The 17,834-nt window shown below is 56.7% G+C and carries 14 protein-coding genes; 8 read left to right on the top strand and 6 right to left on the bottom strand.

Annotated elements, in window-relative coordinates; genetic code table 11:
* Positions 1 to 129: 129 nt before the first annotated feature.
* Positions 130 to 498, bottom strand: a complete 369-nt coding sequence (locus RUM8411_RS16400; RefSeq protein WP_159453916.1) for a MarR family winged helix-turn-helix transcriptional regulator — start codon at positions 496 to 498, stop codon at positions 130 to 132.
* A 578-nt stretch (positions 499 to 1,076) separates the two neighbouring features.
* On the opposite strand from RUM8411_RS16400, the gene RUM8411_RS16395 reads away from it, so the two are divergent.
* From RUM8411_RS16395 to RUM8411_RS16365, 7 genes are read left to right on the top strand one after another with little or no spacing between them, the layout of a single operon-like run.
* A complete protein-coding gene (locus tag RUM8411_RS16395) occupies positions 1,077 to 2,342 on the top strand; it encodes a hydroxymethylglutaryl-CoA reductase (protein WP_085823875.1) in 1,266 nt (421 codons plus the stop codon).
* Positions 2,339 to 3,250, top strand: a complete 912-nt coding sequence (locus RUM8411_RS16390; protein WP_085823798.1) for a UbiA family prenyltransferase — start codon at positions 2,339 to 2,341, stop codon at positions 3,248 to 3,250. Before RUM8411_RS16395 ends, RUM8411_RS16390 begins: the two co-directional genes overlap by 4 nt.
* Positions 3,247 to 5,706, top strand: a complete 2,460-nt coding sequence (locus RUM8411_RS16385) for a PEP/pyruvate-binding domain-containing protein (RefSeq protein ID WP_085823797.1) — start codon at positions 3,247 to 3,249, stop codon at positions 5,704 to 5,706. Before RUM8411_RS16390 ends, RUM8411_RS16385 begins: the two co-directional genes overlap by 4 nt.
* On the top strand, positions 5,696 to 6,796 hold the full coding sequence (locus RUM8411_RS16380; RefSeq protein ID WP_085823796.1) for a BtaA family protein: 1,101 nt from the start codon (positions 5,696 to 5,698) through the stop codon (positions 6,794 to 6,796). The genes RUM8411_RS16385 and RUM8411_RS16380 overlap by 11 nt, the downstream gene beginning before the upstream one ends.
* Positions 6,793 to 8,124 (top strand): hypothetical protein, encoded by a 1,332-nt coding sequence (locus tag RUM8411_RS16375; protein WP_085823795.1) that lies wholly within the window; start codon positions 6,793 to 6,795, stop codon positions 8,122 to 8,124. The genes RUM8411_RS16380 and RUM8411_RS16375 overlap by 4 nt, the downstream gene beginning before the upstream one ends.
* Positions 8,121 to 8,966: a hypothetical protein gene (locus RUM8411_RS16370; RefSeq protein WP_085823794.1), complete on the top strand. Its 846-nt coding sequence runs from the start codon at positions 8,121 to 8,123 to the stop codon at positions 8,964 to 8,966. Before RUM8411_RS16375 ends, RUM8411_RS16370 begins: the two co-directional genes overlap by 4 nt.
* Positions 8,959 to 10,380 carry an AMP-binding protein gene (locus tag RUM8411_RS16365; RefSeq protein ID WP_085823793.1) on the top strand — a complete coding sequence of 474 codons (1,422 nt, stop codon included), beginning with the start codon at positions 8,959 to 8,961 and terminating at the stop codon, positions 10,378 to 10,380. Before RUM8411_RS16370 ends, RUM8411_RS16365 begins: the two co-directional genes overlap by 8 nt.
* Before the next feature lie 50 nt (positions 10,381 to 10,430).
* Here the strand turns inward: RUM8411_RS16365 and RUM8411_RS16360 are convergent, their stop codons facing one another.
* The 4 genes from RUM8411_RS16360 to speD form a co-directional block, all read right to left on the bottom strand.
* Positions 10,431 to 11,981: a polyamine aminopropyltransferase gene (locus RUM8411_RS16360; protein WP_085823792.1), complete on the bottom strand. Its 1,551-nt coding sequence runs from the start codon at positions 11,979 to 11,981 to the stop codon at positions 10,431 to 10,433.
* Positions 11,982 to 12,056: 75 nt separating this feature from the next.
* Complete coding sequence (locus tag RUM8411_RS16355) at positions 12,057 to 12,644, bottom strand: hypothetical protein (protein WP_085823791.1); 588 nt, start codon at positions 12,642 to 12,644, stop codon at positions 12,057 to 12,059.
* A gap of 28 nt (positions 12,645 to 12,672) precedes the next feature.
* A complete protein-coding gene (locus RUM8411_RS16350) occupies positions 12,673 to 13,965 on the bottom strand; it encodes a rhomboid family intramembrane serine protease (protein WP_085823790.1) in 1,293 nt (430 codons plus the stop codon).
* Between the two features lie 7 nt (positions 13,966 to 13,972).
* Positions 13,973 to 14,362, bottom strand: coding sequence for an adenosylmethionine decarboxylase (gene speD, locus RUM8411_RS16345; protein WP_085823789.1), 390 nt, complete (start codon positions 14,360 to 14,362; stop codon positions 13,973 to 13,975).
* 380 nt (positions 14,363 to 14,742) lie between these two features.
* Between speD and RUM8411_RS16335 the strand changes: the two genes are divergently transcribed.
* Complete coding sequence (locus RUM8411_RS16335; RefSeq protein ID WP_085823787.1) at positions 14,743 to 15,972, top strand: M24 family metallopeptidase; 1,230 nt, start codon at positions 14,743 to 14,745, stop codon at positions 15,970 to 15,972.
* 280 nt (positions 15,973 to 16,252) lie between these two features.
* On the opposite strand, the gene rtcR is transcribed toward RUM8411_RS16335, so the two are convergent.
* Entirely contained in the window at positions 16,253 to 17,830 is a 1,578-nt protein-coding gene (rtcR, locus tag RUM8411_RS16330; RefSeq protein WP_085823786.1) for an RNA repair transcriptional activator RtcR, read from the bottom strand.
* Positions 17,831 to 17,834: the final 4 nt, after the last annotated feature.

Below are 17,834 nucleotides of genomic sequence, written 5' to 3'. Positions count from 1 at the left end.
GCTGTATATGGTCAGTTAAGTTGACTATCAGTGTACAGAAAAATAGTCAACTAAATTGACTGAAAACTTACAGGCTGTGTTGATTGACCTGAGCAGGTTCGCGCGAGGTAAAGCCCCCCGCCTTTCGACCTAAAACCCGTGGGGATCCATGATGTTTGCCACCTGTTTCAGCTTGGCTTTCACAAGATTAAGGTCTTCGCGGCCAATCTGCGCGCCCAGTTTCAGTTCCAAGCCCTCAAAATACAGCACCGTTGTCTCGACCACAGCTTTGCCCGCGTCGGTGAACTGGATAAGGGATGCGCGGCTGTCATCAGGGTCGGGGACACGTGTAACAAGCTTCTTTCCCTCAAGGTCCTGCACCAGTTTGCTGGTTGCCTGTTTTGAAATTCCAAGCCGCAGCGCCAAGGTCGTAATCCGGTTGCCCTGCGATTCCAGTTGAACAAGCACCGCCTTTTGCGCCCGTGTTGTGCTGATGCCTGTTGAGGTTTGATTTGCCATGTCGGCCTCAAGGCCCATAACAATGCGCGTGATAACACGCCCAAAGGAGTTAGAGCGTCGCTGGTCGAGTGTGTTTTGTGTCATTTGTTCCCAAAACAATAAAGTCAATTATATTGACTAACTGGAGCAATGCTCATATAGTCAACTTTATTGATTATAGTCTTCGCATTCTCAAGGGCAACATCCGGCTTGCCATCGAAAAGCAAACCCATGGATCTGCTGTTTGGCTACATCGCGGGCGTTCAATCGGGCTGACCGGAGTACCCTGTCCCAGCTTGTGCTTTCGTCGGGATCGGTTCTGATGCTGCCCAAACTTAACGCGGGTTTTGCCTCAGTCATCGCTGGGTCTGCCTGCAGCACCGGCGCTTGCATGGACCATGTCGGAGACGTGGGTCTCGGTTCCGCAATGTTAAGGCAGCCCACAAGCAAAACCCTAGCGCCGCTACGCAACACCAACAGGAATGACCTCGACCCAGCAGCAGAGGTATTCTCTGGAAACTACTTATCTTTTTGCTAATGTGCAGCCATATTGAGGACCATCTGCAATCGTTATGCAGAGCATGTATCGGAGCTGCCTTTTGATCATTCCATTTCATGTGCGGGAAATGCTGCGACGTATCAAAGCACGATATGATGTGGACAGCACGCCGAAACAAATGGCCCCAAGCGATGAAGAGTTTTCACCCTTGCGCCCCTCTCGCAAGGCAGATCCAAAGACGGTTGCGCGGTTCTGGGATCAGCTGAAGCCCCAGGCCAGCGACGCGGATCAGGCTCAGATAGCGGATCCCGCAACGGTCGAAGCCTCTGAAACTTACGGCGCCAATATCGAGAATTTCATTGGCACCGTTAAGATGCCGGTTGGCATTGTTGGGCCGTTGCGCCTGAATGGCATGAATGCAAACGGGGATTTCTATGTGCCTCTGGCCACGACCGAGGCCGCGCTTGTCGCTTCATACGCGCGCGGGGCTTTTGCGGCTGGTCGTTCTGGCGGCGTAAGTACGGCTGTTCTGTACGAAGGTGTTCTGCGCACGCCTGCGTTTGTGTTCGAAAGCCTGTTGCAAGCAGGGCAGTTCGTCGACTGGGTGGTCGAGAACATCGATGCTCTCAAAGCAGCAGCAGAAGCCACAACCCGGCACGGCAGGCTTGTCTCACTGGAGCCTTTTATCGACACGAATATTGTCTTTCTAATCTGCCGATACACCACGGGGGACGCAGCCGGTCAGAACATGGTTACCATTGCCACGGATGCCTTGTGTCGCGCCATTAACAGCGATTGCACAGTTCCTATTGAGAATTGGTATATCGAAGGGAATTTTTCGGGCGACAAAAAGGCTTCGGCGCTGGGTTTGGTGACTGGTCGCGGGCGCAAAGTCAGTGCGTCGGTCACCTTGCCTGGGGATATCGTAGAAAAGACGCTTGGCACCACTGTAGATGCCATGTTGGAGTATGGCCGTGTCGCCAATCTTGGCTCGCATTTGTCGGGCCAGCTGGGGGCGCAGGCCCATTATGCCAACGGGCTTGCGGCCTTTTATATAGCCACCGGACAGGATGCGGCCTGTGTCGCCGAAAGCGCGATGGGGGTGACGCGGATGGAGCCCAGAGGAGGGGATCTTTTCTGCTCGGTGACGTTGCCGAATATCCTGGTTGGTTCTGTGGGAGGCGGCACCGGATTGCCCAGCCAGACGGCGGCGCTGAACATATTGGGGCTGAAGGGCGTAGGTCATGGCACCGCCCTGGCAGAAGTTGCAGCTGCCATTTGCTTGTGCGGAGAGATTTCGATCGTCGCTGCAATCGCCGCGGGGCATTTCACGCGGGCTCATGAAAGTCTGGCCCGCCAAAGATGACTTTGCCCGCCCGATTGTGGACCTATCAGTCCGAACGCTTCCCGCTCAAGAAGACCATACCGCTTTTGCTGGTTTTTTCGGCTGCAAGTATTTGCGTCTCGGCCCGACTTGCGGATCGCCCATTGCCCGAATGGCCTGCCTTTCTAGTGGGGTTTGTGCTGGCCATGGCGTTGTTCTTCCAGATGCGGGTTTGCGACGAATTCAAGGATGCCGAAGAAGACCGCCGCTATCGGCCAGAACGGCCTATTCCACGCGGGCTGGTATCCCCGGCTGAGGTTCTGGTGCTGGGTCTGCTGACCTTGCCTATGGCGGCCACCGCTGCATGGCTTTGGTACACACCCGTTTTGTGGGGTCTTCTTGCGGTCTGGGTGTGGCTCGCGGCAATGACTGCCGAGTTTGGGGTGCCGACATGGCTAAAGGCGCGACCGGTGTTTTATCTGGTCAGCCACATGGCGATCATGCCGCTGATCGACCTGCTGCTGACCAGTATCGAATGGCTTCCAGCCGGCGGTGCCGCGTCGAAGCTGTGGTTGTTTCTGGCCCTGTCCTTCATCAATGGGTGCGTTCTGGAGATCGGGCGCAAGCTTTGGTCACCAGAGAATGAAATTGACGGGGTAGATACCTATTCTGCCCTTTGGGGGCATCGCCGCGCCGCCTATGTCTGGTTGTGCTGTGTTGTTCTGTCCTTTGGGTTTCTGGTGGGCACGGGATTTGCAACAGGCGTCGGTTGGGTCACCGTTCTGGTCGGGGCAGCCGCGTTTGTGCCTTGTGGCTTTGCGGTGCGCAGCTATGTGCACGCGCCAACACCAAAGGCACAGGACAGAATGGACACTATCGCTGGGCTGTGGGTGTTTTTCTGCTATGCCACAGCGGGCTTTCTGCCGTTCCTGATCGGAGGCCTCACATGACCCTTATCGTCCATCAATCCGATGCAACTGATCCGACAGTGGTTGGTGGTAAGGCGGCTGCGCTGTCAAATCTTGCCCGTTTCGGTTTCAATCCACCGGCGTTCTTTGTCATCACCGAGAGCGCATTTCGCCCGGGCAAAACCGGGCCCGTCGCGGTGCGCGGGCTGAACGTTTCGCTGGGCGCTGCATTGGATGCGCTGGGTCCTGGGCCATATGCGGTGCGCAGTTCCGGTCGGGCCGAAGATGGTGCCGAACACAGCCACGCAGGTCAGTTCGATACGGTCTTGAATGTCAGTGGCGGCAGGGTGCTGCAGGCCGCAAAACAGGTTTGGCAATCGGGGTTTTCGGAAACGGTTGCCACCTATCGCGCTGTTAAGTCCGGGGGCGGGGCCGAGGCCCCCTCGATCATCGTACAGCGCATGATTGATGCGACAGCTGCTGGTGTTGCATTCTCGGCCGATCCCGTCACCGGGCAACGAAACACGGTTGTTGTGTCTGCCGTCAAAGGCTTGGGCGATGCGCTGGTGTCAGGCGAGGTGGATGGCGAGGATTGGACCATTGATCCGGCCGGGCAGGCGGAGTGCGCGCAAGCATCGCCCGAGGTTTTGACACCCGATCAGGCCCACAAGATCGCAGCACTGGCGCGCAAAGCGGAACAGGCCTTTGGCGTCCCGCAGGACATCGAATGGGCGTTTGATGCGGATGGGTTGCACATTCTGCAGGCGCGGCCGATCACAACCGAATTGCGGCCAGCGGCGCTGAAGGATGACAGGCTGACCATCTTTGACAACTCAAACATCGTCGAAAGCTATCCGGGCATGGTCAGCCCATTGACCTATTCCTTTGCCCTGCATGTCTATTCTCGCGTTTACCGCGCCTTTGTGCAGCTTTTGGGAGTGTCTGACAGCGCCGTCGCGCAGAACGCGACCATATTCGATAACCTGCTTGGGCGCATTGATGGGCGCGTCTATTACAACCTGGTCAACTGGTACAATGCGTTGGCCCTGCTGCCGGGGTTCTCGCTGAACCGCGATTACATGGAAACGATGATGGGTGTTTCCGAACCCATGCCGCGCGAGATCACGGATGCGATTGGTCCTGCCCCGGCCAAAGGTGCGCGCAAGGTGGTGGAATACGCCAAACTGGCCACAGTTGCGGGTGGGCTTGTCTGGCAAGCCGTGCGTCTGCCACGTACCCGGCGGAATTTCTATGCACGGCTGAACGATGTGCTGGGCCGGAACCTGGATATCAACGCCGCGAATGCGACCGATCTAGCGGCAGAGTATCGTCATATAGAAAGCACATTGCTGGATCGCTGGGACGCCCCGCTTATCAACGATTTCCTGTGCATGATCGCGTTTGGTGCATCACGTAACCTGCTGCACAAGTGGTTGGGTGAAGATGGTTTGTTGCTGCATAACGATGTCATGATCGGGCAGGGTGATATCGTCTCGGCGGAACCGGCACAGCGTATTGCCCGCATGGGCGGCTTGGTTCGCGACGCCGGGATCGCTGACCAGCTTGGCGCGGAATGCCGGATCGAAACCCTTGCTGCCTTTCCAAGTATCGCGGCCGAGGTTCAATCCTATCTGGACAAATTCGGGGATCGATGCACTGAGGAGTTAAAGCTGGAGAGTATTCCGCTGCGCGACGACCCCTCAAGCCTGTTGATGGCCGTCGCAGCCAGTGCCGCCCGTCCAGAGGGTAAGCGACACATCGGAAATGAACCGGACTGGAAAACCCAGTTTCCCGCCAATCCCCTGAAACGGCAGTTGTCCAAATGGATTGTGGGCTGGGCAAAGGCCCGCGTGCGCGACCGCGAAAACCTGCGCTTTGAACGCACGCGGATCTTTGGCCATGCCCGGCGTGTCTTTCTGGGGATCGGTCGAGAGTTTTCAGCCCGGGGGCTGCTGTCTGAACCCCGCGACGTGTTTCACCTGACCACGCATGAGGTCTTGGGCGCAGTCGAAGGGTTCAGCCTGTCGCCGAACCTGAAAGCCATTGTGGCGCAGCGCCAAAGCGAAGACGAAGCCGCATCCCGGCGCCTCGATCCACCGGAACGCATCGAAATCCGAGGGCCTGCCATCGCCCCGATCTGGGCACAAAACGCTGAGGTCGACAATGATCCGGAGCGCGTAAAAACCGGCACCGGCTGTTCGGCTGGGCATGTGACCGCACAGGCCCGCGTCATCCGCGACCCGCGAACCGAGGCACTGCAACCCGGCGACATCCTTGTGGCGCGTCACACCGATCCCGGTTGGATCGCGGTGTTTTCGAATGCTGCAGCCATTGTTGTGGAACGGGGGTCTCTACTGTCGCATTCCGCGATCGTGGCGCGCGAGTTGGGTATTCCATGTGTCGTGGGCCTGAAAGGGGCCACGCAATGGATTAAAGATGGTGAAACACTGTCCGTCGACGGGGCAAGCGGCAAAGTGGAACGATGCGATGGGGCATAGTGAAATCGAAGGCAAAGCCGATTTCGATCACATCCGATACGCGCAGTTGTGGGAGGATGCGGACGTTCTGACCGACGCGCTGGGCGATTGCGCAGGGGGCACCCTGGTTTCCATCTGCTCTGCCGGGGATAATGCACTGGCTATGCTGACACTCGATCCGGCCAAAGTTGTGGTTGTTGATCTGTCGCCGGCGCAAATCGCCTGCCTAAAGCTAAGGATCGGTGCCTTCCGGTCGCTGACACATTCCGAATTCCTTGAACTGACCGGATCGCGTGCCAGCACAAGGCGGTCTGCGTTGCTGGCGCGGGCATTACAGAACACCGACCCTGAAACACACGCCTTCTGGACCGCGCTTGCGCCTGACGTGGATCGTTACGGGATCGGTGGGGTCGGAAAGTTCGAGCGGTATTTCCGTATCTTTCGCACCCGGCTTTTGCCGTTTGTGCATTCCCGGCGCACGATTGATGACGTCTTTACCCCCCGAACCCCCGACGCGCGCAAGGCATTCTTTGACGCGCGTTTTGATACTTTCCGATGGCGGCTGTTGCTGAATGTGTTCTTTTCCCGCTTTGTCATGGGGCGTATGGGCCGCGACAAAGCGTTCTTTGATCACGTCGAGGGCAGCCCTGCCCAGCATGTAGCCCGCCGCATTCGCCACGCGGGTGTTGATACCGACCCGTCGCAAAATCCCTACTTGCATTGGATACTAAAAGGCACGCATGGCGACTCGCTGCCCATGACCTGGCGCCCCGAGCATTATGATACGATCCGCGCCCGTCTGGACCGCCTGGATATCCGCCCGGGATCGTTGGAGGCCTTTGTCTCGACCGGTGAAAAAGCCAATGGATTCAATCTGTCGGATATTTTTGAATACATGTCGCCGGACGTATTTACCCAGGTCTATGGATCGATTCTGTCAGCCGCCGCACCCAAGGCCCGGCTTGTGTATTGGAACATGATGGCACCCCGTCGCGTGCCCCCACAGTTCCGCACGGCTGTTGAGACGCGGCACACCACTGAGGAACACCTGAAAGCGTGCGACATGGCCTTTTTCTACTCGGACTTTGTTGTGGAAGAGGTGCTGGAGTGAGCATTCTGTTTCAGATCGTGCTGGCCATCGCCTCGGTTTTGACCCTGCTAGGGTTGATGATGATCGTCCGGCGGGTGGCGAAAAGGGTTGATTTGAACCCAGAAGTGCAACGGAAACTGATGCATGTCGGGACCGGACTTTTTGCACTGGTTTTGCCGTGGCTGTTCCCGGATCGCTGGCCGGTTTACCTGCTGATCGGGGCGACGATGATTGTCATGTTGGTCTTGCGCCTGCCACGGTTCTCAAACGGTCTGGGCGCAGCTTTGCACAGTGTCGAACGCACCTCGTACGGGGATTTCCTGTTGGCGCTATCCGTTGGATTTTGCTTTTTGCTGGCCCGTGAAAACACCTTGTTCTACGTGCTGCCGATTGCCGTTCTGACATTAGCCGATGCCGCCGCCGCCCTGGCCGGAACCACCTATGGAACAAAGCGTTACGTGGTCGAAGACGGCGAAAAAAGCATCGAAGGGTCGGTGGTGTTTTTTGTTGTTACGCTGCTGGTCGCCATCATCTGCTTTTTGTTTCTGTCGAAATTGCCGCCCTCAAACATCCTGATGCTGTGCGTGATGGTTGCGGCTTTTGGCACCCTGGTCGAGGCGCAAAGCTGGCGGGGCTTCGACAACTTGTTCCTGCCGCTGGGCTTGCTGGTTTTTCTGAACGGTCACTATCACAGTTCTTTGGCTGAGCTGGCCCTGTTGGCTGCAATGTTCTTTGCAGCCCTCGTCAGTTTCGGCATGGTCGGTGCAAAGCTGGGCCTGACCAAACATGCGACCCGTGTCTATGTCGTCGCGGTTTTCTTGATTCTGGCGGCTGCAGAGCTCCAGAATACTGTTCTGCCCATTTTGGTTCTTGTCGCGCACGGCTGGGCCCGAACCGTAAGCCCATGCGACAGTAAATATCCCGATCTGGATATCGTCGCCGCCCTGGGACTTGTAGGTTTTGGATGGCTTGCATTGGGAACCGCAACGGGATGGGATGCGATTTCCTTTTTCGGGCTGACCGCAATGGGCTTGGTGATGGGGCTCAGCGCTGTGGCTCTGCGGACTATTCCAATAGCGATACCCTTTGTTGCCGCGTTCCTGTTCTTGACCCGGATCTGGTCTGTTTCACAGAATTCGGACCAGTCGAACTGGGCGGAACCACTGACCTGGTTATCGCTTTTGTCCCTAACCGTTACGGCGGTTATGCCCTTTGTGTTGCCACTTTTTCCTCAAAAGAACCGTGTGTCCAGATTGGCTGTATTGGCGCTGTTGCCACCGCTCTTGTATTTCATCTGGTCCATCGTCGGGCCTTTGGGTGAAGGAATTTCTGTCGGAGTGTCATCATGATGAAAGAAACCATTCAAACTGATGGCGCCAAGCTGTCTGTTTATCTGCAGGGGCCTGATTGGGATGGCGCCCCAACCGCGGCTATCGGCGATTTCTCGTGCAAGACGCCTGATTCCGGATTGCAGGCCCTGCGCGCAGGTATTGCGTTGATCCAAAAGGCCGGGATCAACCGGGTCGTTGGGCCGATGTCCGGTGATACCTGGCACAGCTATCGGTTTGTGTCCGAAAGTGACGGCTCTGCACCATTTTTGATGGAGCCGACAAATAAATCACATGACCCCGACGTGTTCCGGTCGGCGGGGTTTGCCACGATCAGCAAGTATTTCTCGGCGCGCGTGCCGCTGGCCCATGCGGCCACATCGTCGCCAACTGCAACCGATGCGTTTGAGGTCGTACCTTGGGATGGAACCAACCCGGAAGAGTTTTTCCGAAAAGTGTATGAACTGTCGGTTGAAGCCTTTTCCCAGAATGCCTTTTACAAACCCATTTCCGAACCTGATTTTCTTGCCATGTACATGCCCGTGGTTCCGATGCTGAAACCCGAGTTGATCTTTTTTGCCCGCCGTCCCGATGGCTCGTTGGCGGGTTTTCTGTTTGGTATTCCGAACTATGCTGAAGGCTCCAACCCAAAGGCTGCTATCCTAAAGACCTATGCAAGCCTGGAACGTGGTGCGGGGCGGCATTTGGCCAGTCGTTTCCACAAATCGGCCCTGAAACTTGGATGTGACACGGCTATCCACGCGCTGATCCACGATGACAACCAATCCGCCGATCGCAGCGTCGCTGAAGGGGCCACTGTCTTCCGGCGCTACAGCTTGATGGGGCTGCGGTTGGATGGCTAACCTGCTGGATCACTTTGCAGCGGCGGTCGACCGACACCCTGACAGGATGGCCATCATCGAAGGCACCGATCGCACGATCACCTTTCAGCAGCTGCAAACCCGTGCCCACCAGCTGGCCCGGAAATGGCACCACAAGGGAATTGGTCAAGGGGACCGTGTCCTGCTTGCGATGCCGGTCAATGCTGATCTTTATGCCAGCCTTGCTGCCCTGTGGTCGTTAGGCGCAACTGTGGTCTTGCCAGAACCTGCCATGGGTCTAGCCGGGTTGCGTCATGCTGCCCGGTCGACGCGGCCCAAAGCCTTTTGCGCATCGGGTTACTTCGCCTTGCTCAGCGTCATGGTGCCAGAGCTTTGGGGGCTACGTCTTTTGGTGCCGGGCGACGGGCGGGGCGATCTGCCAGCAGCGGCTGTTCAAGACAGTGACGTGGCCCTCATTTCCTTTACGTCCGGGACGACGGGCCAACCTAAGGCAATCCCGCGCAGCCATGCGTTTCTGATGGCTCAGCATGATGCCATCGCACCGCTTCTGGACAGCGACGCAGTCGAGCGGGATCTGGTGGCGTTTCCTGTGTTCACATTGATCAACCTTGCGGCCGGGCGCACGACTGTTTTGCCCAACTGGAAAATGAGCAAGCTGGATCGCCTGGACCCAAAGCAATTGTCAGTCTGGATATGTGATCAACAGGTCACGCGGGCTCTGCTTCCTCCGTCTTTGTGCGAAAAACTCGCGCAGTGCACAGAGGTCGGGGCGTTGCACACGGTGTTCACAGGCGGTGGCCCTGTGTTTCCAGACCTGATCCAACGGCTGCGCGATACTGCTAATCTGAACGTAACCTGCGTTTATGGATCAACCGAGGCCGAGCCGATCGCACATCTTGATGCAAGGGACATCTCTGACAGCGACCAGCAGCTGATGACTGAAGGCCAGGGGCTTCTTGTCGGGTATCCGGTCGAACGGATCAAACTGCGTGTTCGCGATGACGAGATTCAGGTCGCGGGTGCCCATGTGAATGAGGGATACCTTGATCCGGCGCACTCGAAAGAAAACAAGATCCACGAGGGCGCGATCATCTGGCACCGCACAGGTGATGCGGGCAGGTTGGATGAGCAGGGGCGCCTGTGGCTGTGGGGCCGATTAGGCAGTGACGTGAAAACTCCAATGGGGCGCATATTCCCGTTTGCCATCGAAGTCGCTGCTCGGCAATGGCCCGGCGTGACGTGCAGCGCTCTGGTGAGCATTGGTGGACGCGCTGTGCTTTGTGTTCAGGGGGACGTCGGTCACTTGTCGACGTGGCGCATACATACGCATGGGTTCGGCGTCTCAGACGTAGTCCACGTAAACACCATTCCGATGGATCAACGCCATCGGTCCAAAGTGGATCGCGGGGAACTGATACGCCTTGTTGGTTCCTAAACCCATATAATCCAACCCTTCGGTTTTCGGCGCCTCTAGGTGCCAACCCCTCAATACCCAGAGATGTCGCGCGAATATTGATGGTAGATGTTGGGATCAAAGATCGAGTTCGTCGCCAACTCCCGGCTGGGCAAAAGATCGGCTGGAAAAACCCGCCCTGCGGTGAACACATCTGGTGTCAGAAACCTCAGATCGGCCGGCAAGTCACCCAACCGGGCGTCTGGTTGATTGCTGGCCAGGTTGAACCCCCAGACGCCGAAGGACGGGATCGACATCTGATAGTTCACCACTTGCGGAAAAATCTCGGACATCGTGTCCGATATCGTCCAATAGGTGTGCGGCGTAAAAAAGGGTGAGCTGCTTTGCGTCACGATCACTCCATCCTCAGCCAGAATGGCCTGAAGCATGGCGTAGAATTCAATCGCGTAAAGTTTGGACAGCGCCTCGTTATGCGGATCGGGAAAATCGACGATAATCCGGTCATAAGATTGATCTGCCGATTTGACAAAGTTGAACGCGTCGGTGTTGTGCACCGTCAGCGCCGACGCCGCCATACTGTTGCCGTTGAGGCGAACCACAGGGGCAAAATCGCGCCCCAGCTTTGTCATCTCGGGGTCGAGGTCCACCAGATCGATCTGCGTAACGCTTGGGTGTCTGAGGATTTCGCGCACTGCCAACCCATCACCCCCGCCCAGAACCAGCACAGATTCCGGTGCGGCATCGCCCCAGGACAGGGCTGGGTGAACCAGTGCTTCGTGATAGCGGTATTCATCTGCCTCGGCGAATTGAAGGTGGCCGTCGATAAACAGGCGCACCTCGTTTTTCTGCCAGGTATTGGTGACGACCAGCGACTGATATTGCGATTGTTTGCGCCAGACGATCCGGTCGAAATACAGGTGATCCTGTGCAAAAGCGGTAATGCGACCTGCCAGCAAGGTCAGGGCAAACAGCAGCACGATCGTGGCAATGGAACAGGCCAGCATCCGCTTAGGTGCATCCAGGTAGTCGCGCAGGTACAGAACGCTCAGGAAGGCGACGGCGGCGTTGGTCAGCCCTATGGCAAAGGACGATGAAATCAAACCCAGCGATGGCAGCAGCAGGATCGGAAACATGACCGAGCCAACAAGCGCGCCGATGTAGTCCAGAGACAACACATCAGCGATGGATTCCCGAGTGGTGCTGCGCTCGGACAACACCCGCATCAACAGGGGAATCTCCAACCCGACCAGAAATCCGATGGCCGAGATAAAAGAGAACATGCCGACGGTGTAGAACCAGGGGGCAAAGGGAAACAGCATGAACAGCGACACACTGCACAGGCCGCCGACCAGTGCCAGGATCAGCTCAACCCAGACAAAGATCTGGATCAGGTTCCCGTGGAAAAAGCGCGAAACATAAGATCCGACGCCCATGGCGAACATGAAAAAGCCGATGGTCAGTGAAAACTGATAGACAGAATTTCCCAACAAATAGCTGGATACTGTGCCGATGATCAGCTCGTAAACGATGCCGCACAGGGCGACCACAAGGATAGCGCCCAGCAGGACCATCGCCTGGCGGCGCGGCAAGTCGGTGTAACGAAGTGTAGTTGTGTCGCTCATTCTAAGGTCCGAATGACAGGAAAACCCGGCACGGCCAGCGCACCGGGTTTTGATTGGATTTGACAGGGTTGCTGGTTACTTGCCTGCACGCAGACCGCCGGAACGTGAGCTGCGCGGGGCTGCATAGCTGGTGCGCGGCGTGACCGAGCGGTTGTTAAAGCTGGAAGCCTTGATACCGGCTGAGCGTTGACGGCTAAGCAAATTGCCCAACAAGGCACCCGCCAAAAAACCAGCACCGGAAAAACGCAGGCCCGCAGATTCGCCGGTTGTGTCGGTTGCGATCAGGCGGTTGTTGGCCTCATCAATCTCGATCGTGAAAACTTCGCCTTCATCCGTGTCCCGGACGTTGTTGGCATTGGCATCTGCAAAGCCCAGGAACTTGGCGTCGCTTTCGATTTCGATCCCCAGCGGCTTGTCATAGAATTTCGGGTCGGAATTCATCACTTGCGCTAGGTATCCGGCAAACTCGTCTACTTGCTCGTTCGAGGCTTCGGTGATGCTGTTTGCATCCAGGTATTCCTGATATTTGGCAATCGTGAACTCTGTCCGATCCAAAACCTGACCCAGATCGGCCGTCTGCTCTGATTTAGGGGACAGAAAGACCGAGTAGGCCACAAATCCCAACACGCCGATAATGACGATCCCCTTTAGTTTTCCAAACATCTTTTACTCCTATTTCTTTGGCTTGATGTCATGCTTCTGTCAGGTCGCGGGTCCACCAACATTGGTGAAGACCTGCGCCGTAAAAGTCCTTGAGCGCACCGCACAGATGCAGGCCGTGATCTTTCAGGGCTGCGGTATTGGCGTCCGATAAATCCGAGGGTATGGCCAGAACCGCCATGCGGTAGTGTTGTTGCTGCGCCAGAGCCAGTTGCTGGTCCAGACCGCTGAGACCCTCAGCGGTTTCGGTCCAACGCAGCCCAGCCACGTCATCGGTTTCAGCGGCCTTGTGGATTTCGGCGATGGCAAGGCCAGTTGATGCAGTGGGCTCGGGTGTGGCCATTTCTGGCGCTTCGGGGTTTTCCAGCCCATAGATGATCTTGGCCTCGGTCGGGCTGTGATAGGCAGGAACGGTCAGTTCGACCGCCGCGCCAAATTCTTCGTACAGTCGATGGGCCGAAGCGTATATCTTTTTGCCAAACTCTTCGTAGTCACTGGTTTCGACAAAGATCTTTCTGACACCCTGTTGCGCCAGCTTACCCAACAGATCGTTGAGCATTTGGCTGCCCAAACCCTTGCCGGTCTGCGCCTGATCCAGATAGGTCCAGGACAGCCAGGCAAGATCCGGCACCTGTTCATCCAGGTCAAAGCCAATCACTCCCAAAACTCTGCCTCGGTCCTGCAGGACAAACATGTTTTCGACGCCATCATCCAGAAATGTGCTTTCGGCCTCATGCGCGTCGTCTTCATCGGTCTGCGCAATGATCGCAATCACAGGCGAGACGTGGTGTAATTCCATGGGTTTGAGCACGGGACCCTTGGAGCCAAACAGAGAATTAAACATGGCAAATCCTGCGCCGATAACAGCGGCTGTAATATGGGTGAACACGGCAATCTGAGGCCGAAGAAAGAGGTATTCGGCGCTCAGTGCCAAAGCGATCAGGGCAATCGTGACGATGCGCCGTTCCGGCGGGGCCGTGATCAGCACACCATGCGCGACCAGACCATAGGCAGCCGCAGACAGCCCGACAAAGCCCGGCCCAGCGACGGCCAGCTCTGCGCCGGTTCCGAACAAAAGACACATCATCGCAATCGCGGCTGTCTGCCACGACCCGACACGCGGTTCCGTCAAAGTGCCGCCGATCAGGATCAGCAAGAAATTGAGCGCCAGATGACTTAGATCGCCATGTCGAAAGGCCCCGATCAGGTGGTCGGGAAAGGATATCAGATTGCCTGAATACCGAACGGGCCCCCAGATCGCGTAACCCGCTGCCCCAAGTAGGATGAGTGATATGGTGACAGGACATCTGGAAAGTTCCTTCATCCGCCCTTCAGAAACTTGCCGCGGCAAGCCCGCGCTGCGTTTTGCCGATAAACCCGCGCGATATCATCTGCACTTCGGCCCGTGCAGGTGTGAAATAGGCTTTCAGAACGTTCAGACTGACGCGTGGATTGGCGTCGCCACACATGAAGATATCTACCGCGGCATAGCCATGTTCTGGCCACGTGTGAATCGAGATATGGGATTCGGCCAAAAGCGCCACGCCGGTGAACCCGTCACGCGCGCCAAAATCGTGTGTTTTGACCTCAAGAACATGGGCGCCGGCGGCCAGTGCCGCGCGTCTCAGCACATCTTTTGCGGGTATCGGATCAAACAAAGCGTTTGCATCAAACAAATCAGCCAACAGGTGTGAGCCCAGTGAACTTGAAAAGTCGTCCATGTAAAATCAACGTCCTAGAGCACTAAATCGAGGTCAGAAATATCGAGTTGATAGGTCGGGTCAACCAGGGCATTCAACCTTTGGCTTATCCTCAACCCCTTGTGTGGCAAAAAAACCCGAACCCCTTGGTCTTGGGGTTGGTGACGGGCTTGCCTGGCCCAGATTTGACGGTGAAGCGGCGGAGTTTTCAGATCGAAAAAGCGTTCGCTCACTGCGATTTGCCTCCCTAAAAGGACGGCAACAGCAAGCGCGGTATCATTACCTGTAGTTATGAGTTTTCCAGACAATTTTCACCGTGTTTTCAGCCTGGGGGTTTCCTTATTTTGCAAGGCCTGAACCGCTCATCCCGTTGATCGCAATGGGCCATCAAAGGAAACCTCATGGATCTGAAAAGTTACATCAACGATGCACGCCGTGGCTTGATTGAGTTGCCGCAGGTGGATGAAGCCAAGATGCGCATTGAGCGGCTGAACCGGTTGCAGAGCCAACTGGCAGAGAATGACCTGGGTGGCATCCTGCTCTATGATCCGATCAACATCCGCTATGCGACCGATTGCCGGAACATGCAAATCTGGACGATGCACAACGCCGCCCGGTATTGTCTTGTTCCGACCGAGGGCAAAGCCATCATGTTTGACTTTGTCAATTGCGGCCATCTGTCGAAAGGTCTGGATACGATCGCGGAATCACGCCCCGGGACCTTGTGGTATCACCACACGTCAGGTGATAAACGCCCGGGTTTGATCGACGCCTGGGCCGATGAGCTGGCTGACGTCATTGCCGAGCGTTGCGGCAACACGCGCATCGCCATCGACAAACTTGAACCAGGTGGACGCTCGGCACTGACCGAGCGGCAGATCACTACTGTCTTTGGTCAGGACATCATCGAACGGGCCCGTTGCATCAAAACCCTCGAAGAGCTGAAGGCTCAGCAGCATTCAGCGCTGGTGTGCATGACGGCGCTGCGCGCGATGCGCGACATGACCGTCCCCGGCGCGACCGAGAATGACCTTTGGGCGGTCCTGGCCTCGATGAACTCGACCCTGGGGGGCGACTATATCGAAACAAAACTGGTTGTCGCCGGCAGCAACACCAACCCCTGGTACACCGAGGCCAGCAACAAAGTCCTGCAACCCGGAGAGTTTCTGGCCATCGACACCGACATGATCGGCCCGTTCGGCTATAACACCGACATCTCGCGCACCTGGCTGTGCCAACCCGCACAACCAACGCCCGAGCAAAAGACGCTGTACCAGACATCTTATGATCAGGTTCACACCAATATGGGACTGATCAAGGCGGGCGTCTCACTGCGTGAATTTGCCGAAAAGGCCTGGAAGATGCCGGAAAGGTATCAGGATCTTGACTGCCGTGTTTTGGTGCACGGGACAGGGATGTGTAACGAATACCCGCAAGTCCCGCCGCTCGCCTTCTGGGAGCGCACCGGTTATAACGGTGTGTTTGAAGAGAACATGACCCTGTCTATCGAAAGCTATATCGGTGAGGTCGGGCGATCCCACGGTGTGAAGCTCGAGCAAATGGTGCGTGTCACTGACAAGGGCTGCGAGATCATCGCGGATTTCCCGTTTGAAGAAGAGCTGCTGAACTAACGGTGCAATTCCCGGCCAGGCCTGATCATGTGTTCCGGCAGCTCTGTCGAATATTCGCACTAACCAATTGGAATCTGTTCCATGGGCAAATCTGTCTTGGGCGATGGTCTGCGCGCTGATATTGGCGGCGGCACCATCACCAAACTCTATTCTTCACAGGCGTATCTACAGGGCCATGATCTTACCGTTCGATGGGCCGACCTTAACTGCCGGGTTATTGCGGACCGTACGGCTGAAGCCCTGCGCGCAGATCGCGATCCTCTGAAAGCGCGATGTGCACTCACCGATGCCTGGCTGACACCGCGTCCCAGTCCAGTCCAAATTTCTGCAGGTATTTCCGCAATCTGTCCGCATCATTCTGTGTCTTCCGTTTTTGTCTTGAAACGGCAAACAGCATGCGCCCCGCCGCGCTGATACTGGGTGCGTGTTGGCAAGTGTGGATGACTTTGGCCAATTGCACCATATCGAACGGGTCAACATCACTGGCAGCGCTACCCAGCACGTCTTTGACCAGGGTGAAATCCGTATCAGACGTGGACGTCCGCCAGCCCGTTTGCAGGCTTTGAACCTCGTCTTCTACCATGGCGCGCGTGATCCGTCCGCGCGGGGCCAGGGTACAGAGCCGTTTGACCGATCCGCTAAAATCCCGAAAATTTCCGGGCCAAAACGTTGCCGGGTTGGTTGCAAAGCGCAGATAAGCCTCGCGCGCGTCCGCATTGAACCCGACCTGTGTGCCCAGTTTGCGTTCAGAGCGCGTCAGCTCGAACGTCAGGTTGGCTTCGATATCCTCGCGACGTTCCCGCAGGGCTGGCAGGTGAAAGTGCCACATGTTCAGGCGGGCCAGCAGGTCCTGACGAAACTGGCCTTCGGCGGCTAAAACTCGCAGGTCGCGGTTGGCGCCTGCAATGATGTGGAACCGGCTTGAGACCTCGTGATCCGAGCCTAACGGATAGAACCGCCCGGTCTCGATCGCATGCAGCAGGATGGATTGCTCGTTCCAACCCAATTCGTCGACCTCATCAAGGAACAGCACGCCACCATCAGCCTCGCGCAGCAGCCCGCCGCGTTCCGTTCCTGCCTGACCCAAATAGCTGCGCCGTTGGCCGAACAGGGTGGCCATTGCGTCTGGTCCATTCAATGTGGCGCAATTGACGTGTACCAGCCGTCCTTTGATGCGACGCCGGTCCAGTTTGAGGTTGTATATCCGTTCCGCCAGCTCTGTCTTGCCAGTGCCTGTTTCGCCCAGCAGAAGGATCGGTTCGTCAGAGTTGCCAGCGATCAGTTCAATCCGGTCGATCAGGGCGTTGTATTGCGGATTGCGGGTTTCGATCCCGCCTTTCAACTGATCACTGTATTCGCGCGACAGCTGATCAAAGCGCTGTTGCAGCGCGTTATACCGGCTGAGGTCCAGATCAATGATGTCAAATTTCGGTGTCTTTTCCTCTGGTCCGGGCGGGCCGGTTTGAATCAAACGCGCCGGGACATGGCGGCTTTCGGTCAACAAGAACCAGCAGATCTGTGCCACATGGGTCCCGGTGGTCAGGTGGACATGATATTGTTCGCGGTCTTCGTCAAAGCCATAGCCGCGGGCAAAGTCGAACAGCTTGCCGTAGACCTCCTGAAAGTCCCACGGATCGGTCAGATCCATGCGCTGCAACAGTACTTCGGTTCCAGGCGAAAGCTCTTCGATCTCGCGTTTGAGCTGATGGGCGAGGCGATTGAACTTATGGTCGTGCAGCAGTTCAAGGCGATCGACGTCGAAATGGTCGTGCAGAAACAGGCTGGGCGTCGGCTTCCAGCGTCGCTTCTTGCCCATATCCAGCTGCGTTCCGAGGAATCCGATGACCACATTCTTCATGATG

Source organism: Ruegeria meonggei (genome assembly GCF_900172215.1).
Classification (GTDB): Bacteria; Pseudomonadota; Alphaproteobacteria; order Rhodobacterales; family Rhodobacteraceae; genus Ruegeria; species Ruegeria meonggei.
This window is presented reverse-complemented; position numbering and strand designations above follow the sequence as displayed.

Bases quoted from the DNA above. Each gene is read 5' to 3' on its own strand.
- RUM8411_RS16360 (WP_085823792.1), bottom strand. From the start codon at position 11,981: ATGAGCGACACAACTACACTTCGTTACACCGACTTGCCGCGCCGCCAG.
- RUM8411_RS16400 (WP_159453916.1), bottom strand. From the start codon at position 498: ATGGCAAATCAAACCTCAACAGGCATCAGCACAACACGGGCGCAAAAG.
- RUM8411_RS16385 (WP_085823797.1), top strand. From the start codon at position 3,247: ATGACCCTTATCGTCCATCAATCCGATGCAACTGATCCGACAGTGGTT.
- RUM8411_RS16365 (WP_085823793.1), top strand. From the start codon at position 8,959: ATGGCTAACCTGCTGGATCACTTTGCAGCGGCGGTCGACCGACACCCT.
- RUM8411_RS16350 (WP_085823790.1), bottom strand. From the start codon at position 13,965: ATGAAGGAACTTTCCAGATGTCCTGTCACCATATCACTCATCCTACTT.
- RUM8411_RS16380 (WP_085823796.1), top strand. From the start codon at position 5,696: ATGGGGCATAGTGAAATCGAAGGCAAAGCCGATTTCGATCACATCCGA.
- RUM8411_RS16335 (WP_085823787.1), top strand. From the start codon at position 14,743: ATGGATCTGAAAAGTTACATCAACGATGCACGCCGTGGCTTGATTGAG.
- rtcR (WP_085823786.1), bottom strand. From the start codon at position 17,830: ATGAAGAATGTGGTCATCGGATTCCTCGGAACGCAGCTGGATATGGGC.
- speD (WP_085823789.1), bottom strand. From the start codon at position 14,362: ATGGACGACTTTTCAAGTTCACTGGGCTCACACCTGTTGGCTGATTTG.
- RUM8411_RS16370 (WP_085823794.1), top strand. From the start codon at position 8,121: ATGATGAAAGAAACCATTCAAACTGATGGCGCCAAGCTGTCTGTTTAT.
- RUM8411_RS16390 (WP_085823798.1), top strand. From the start codon at position 2,339: ATGACTTTGCCCGCCCGATTGTGGACCTATCAGTCCGAACGCTTCCCG.
- RUM8411_RS16355 (WP_085823791.1), bottom strand. From the start codon at position 12,644: ATGTTTGGAAAACTAAAGGGGATCGTCATTATCGGCGTGTTGGGATTT.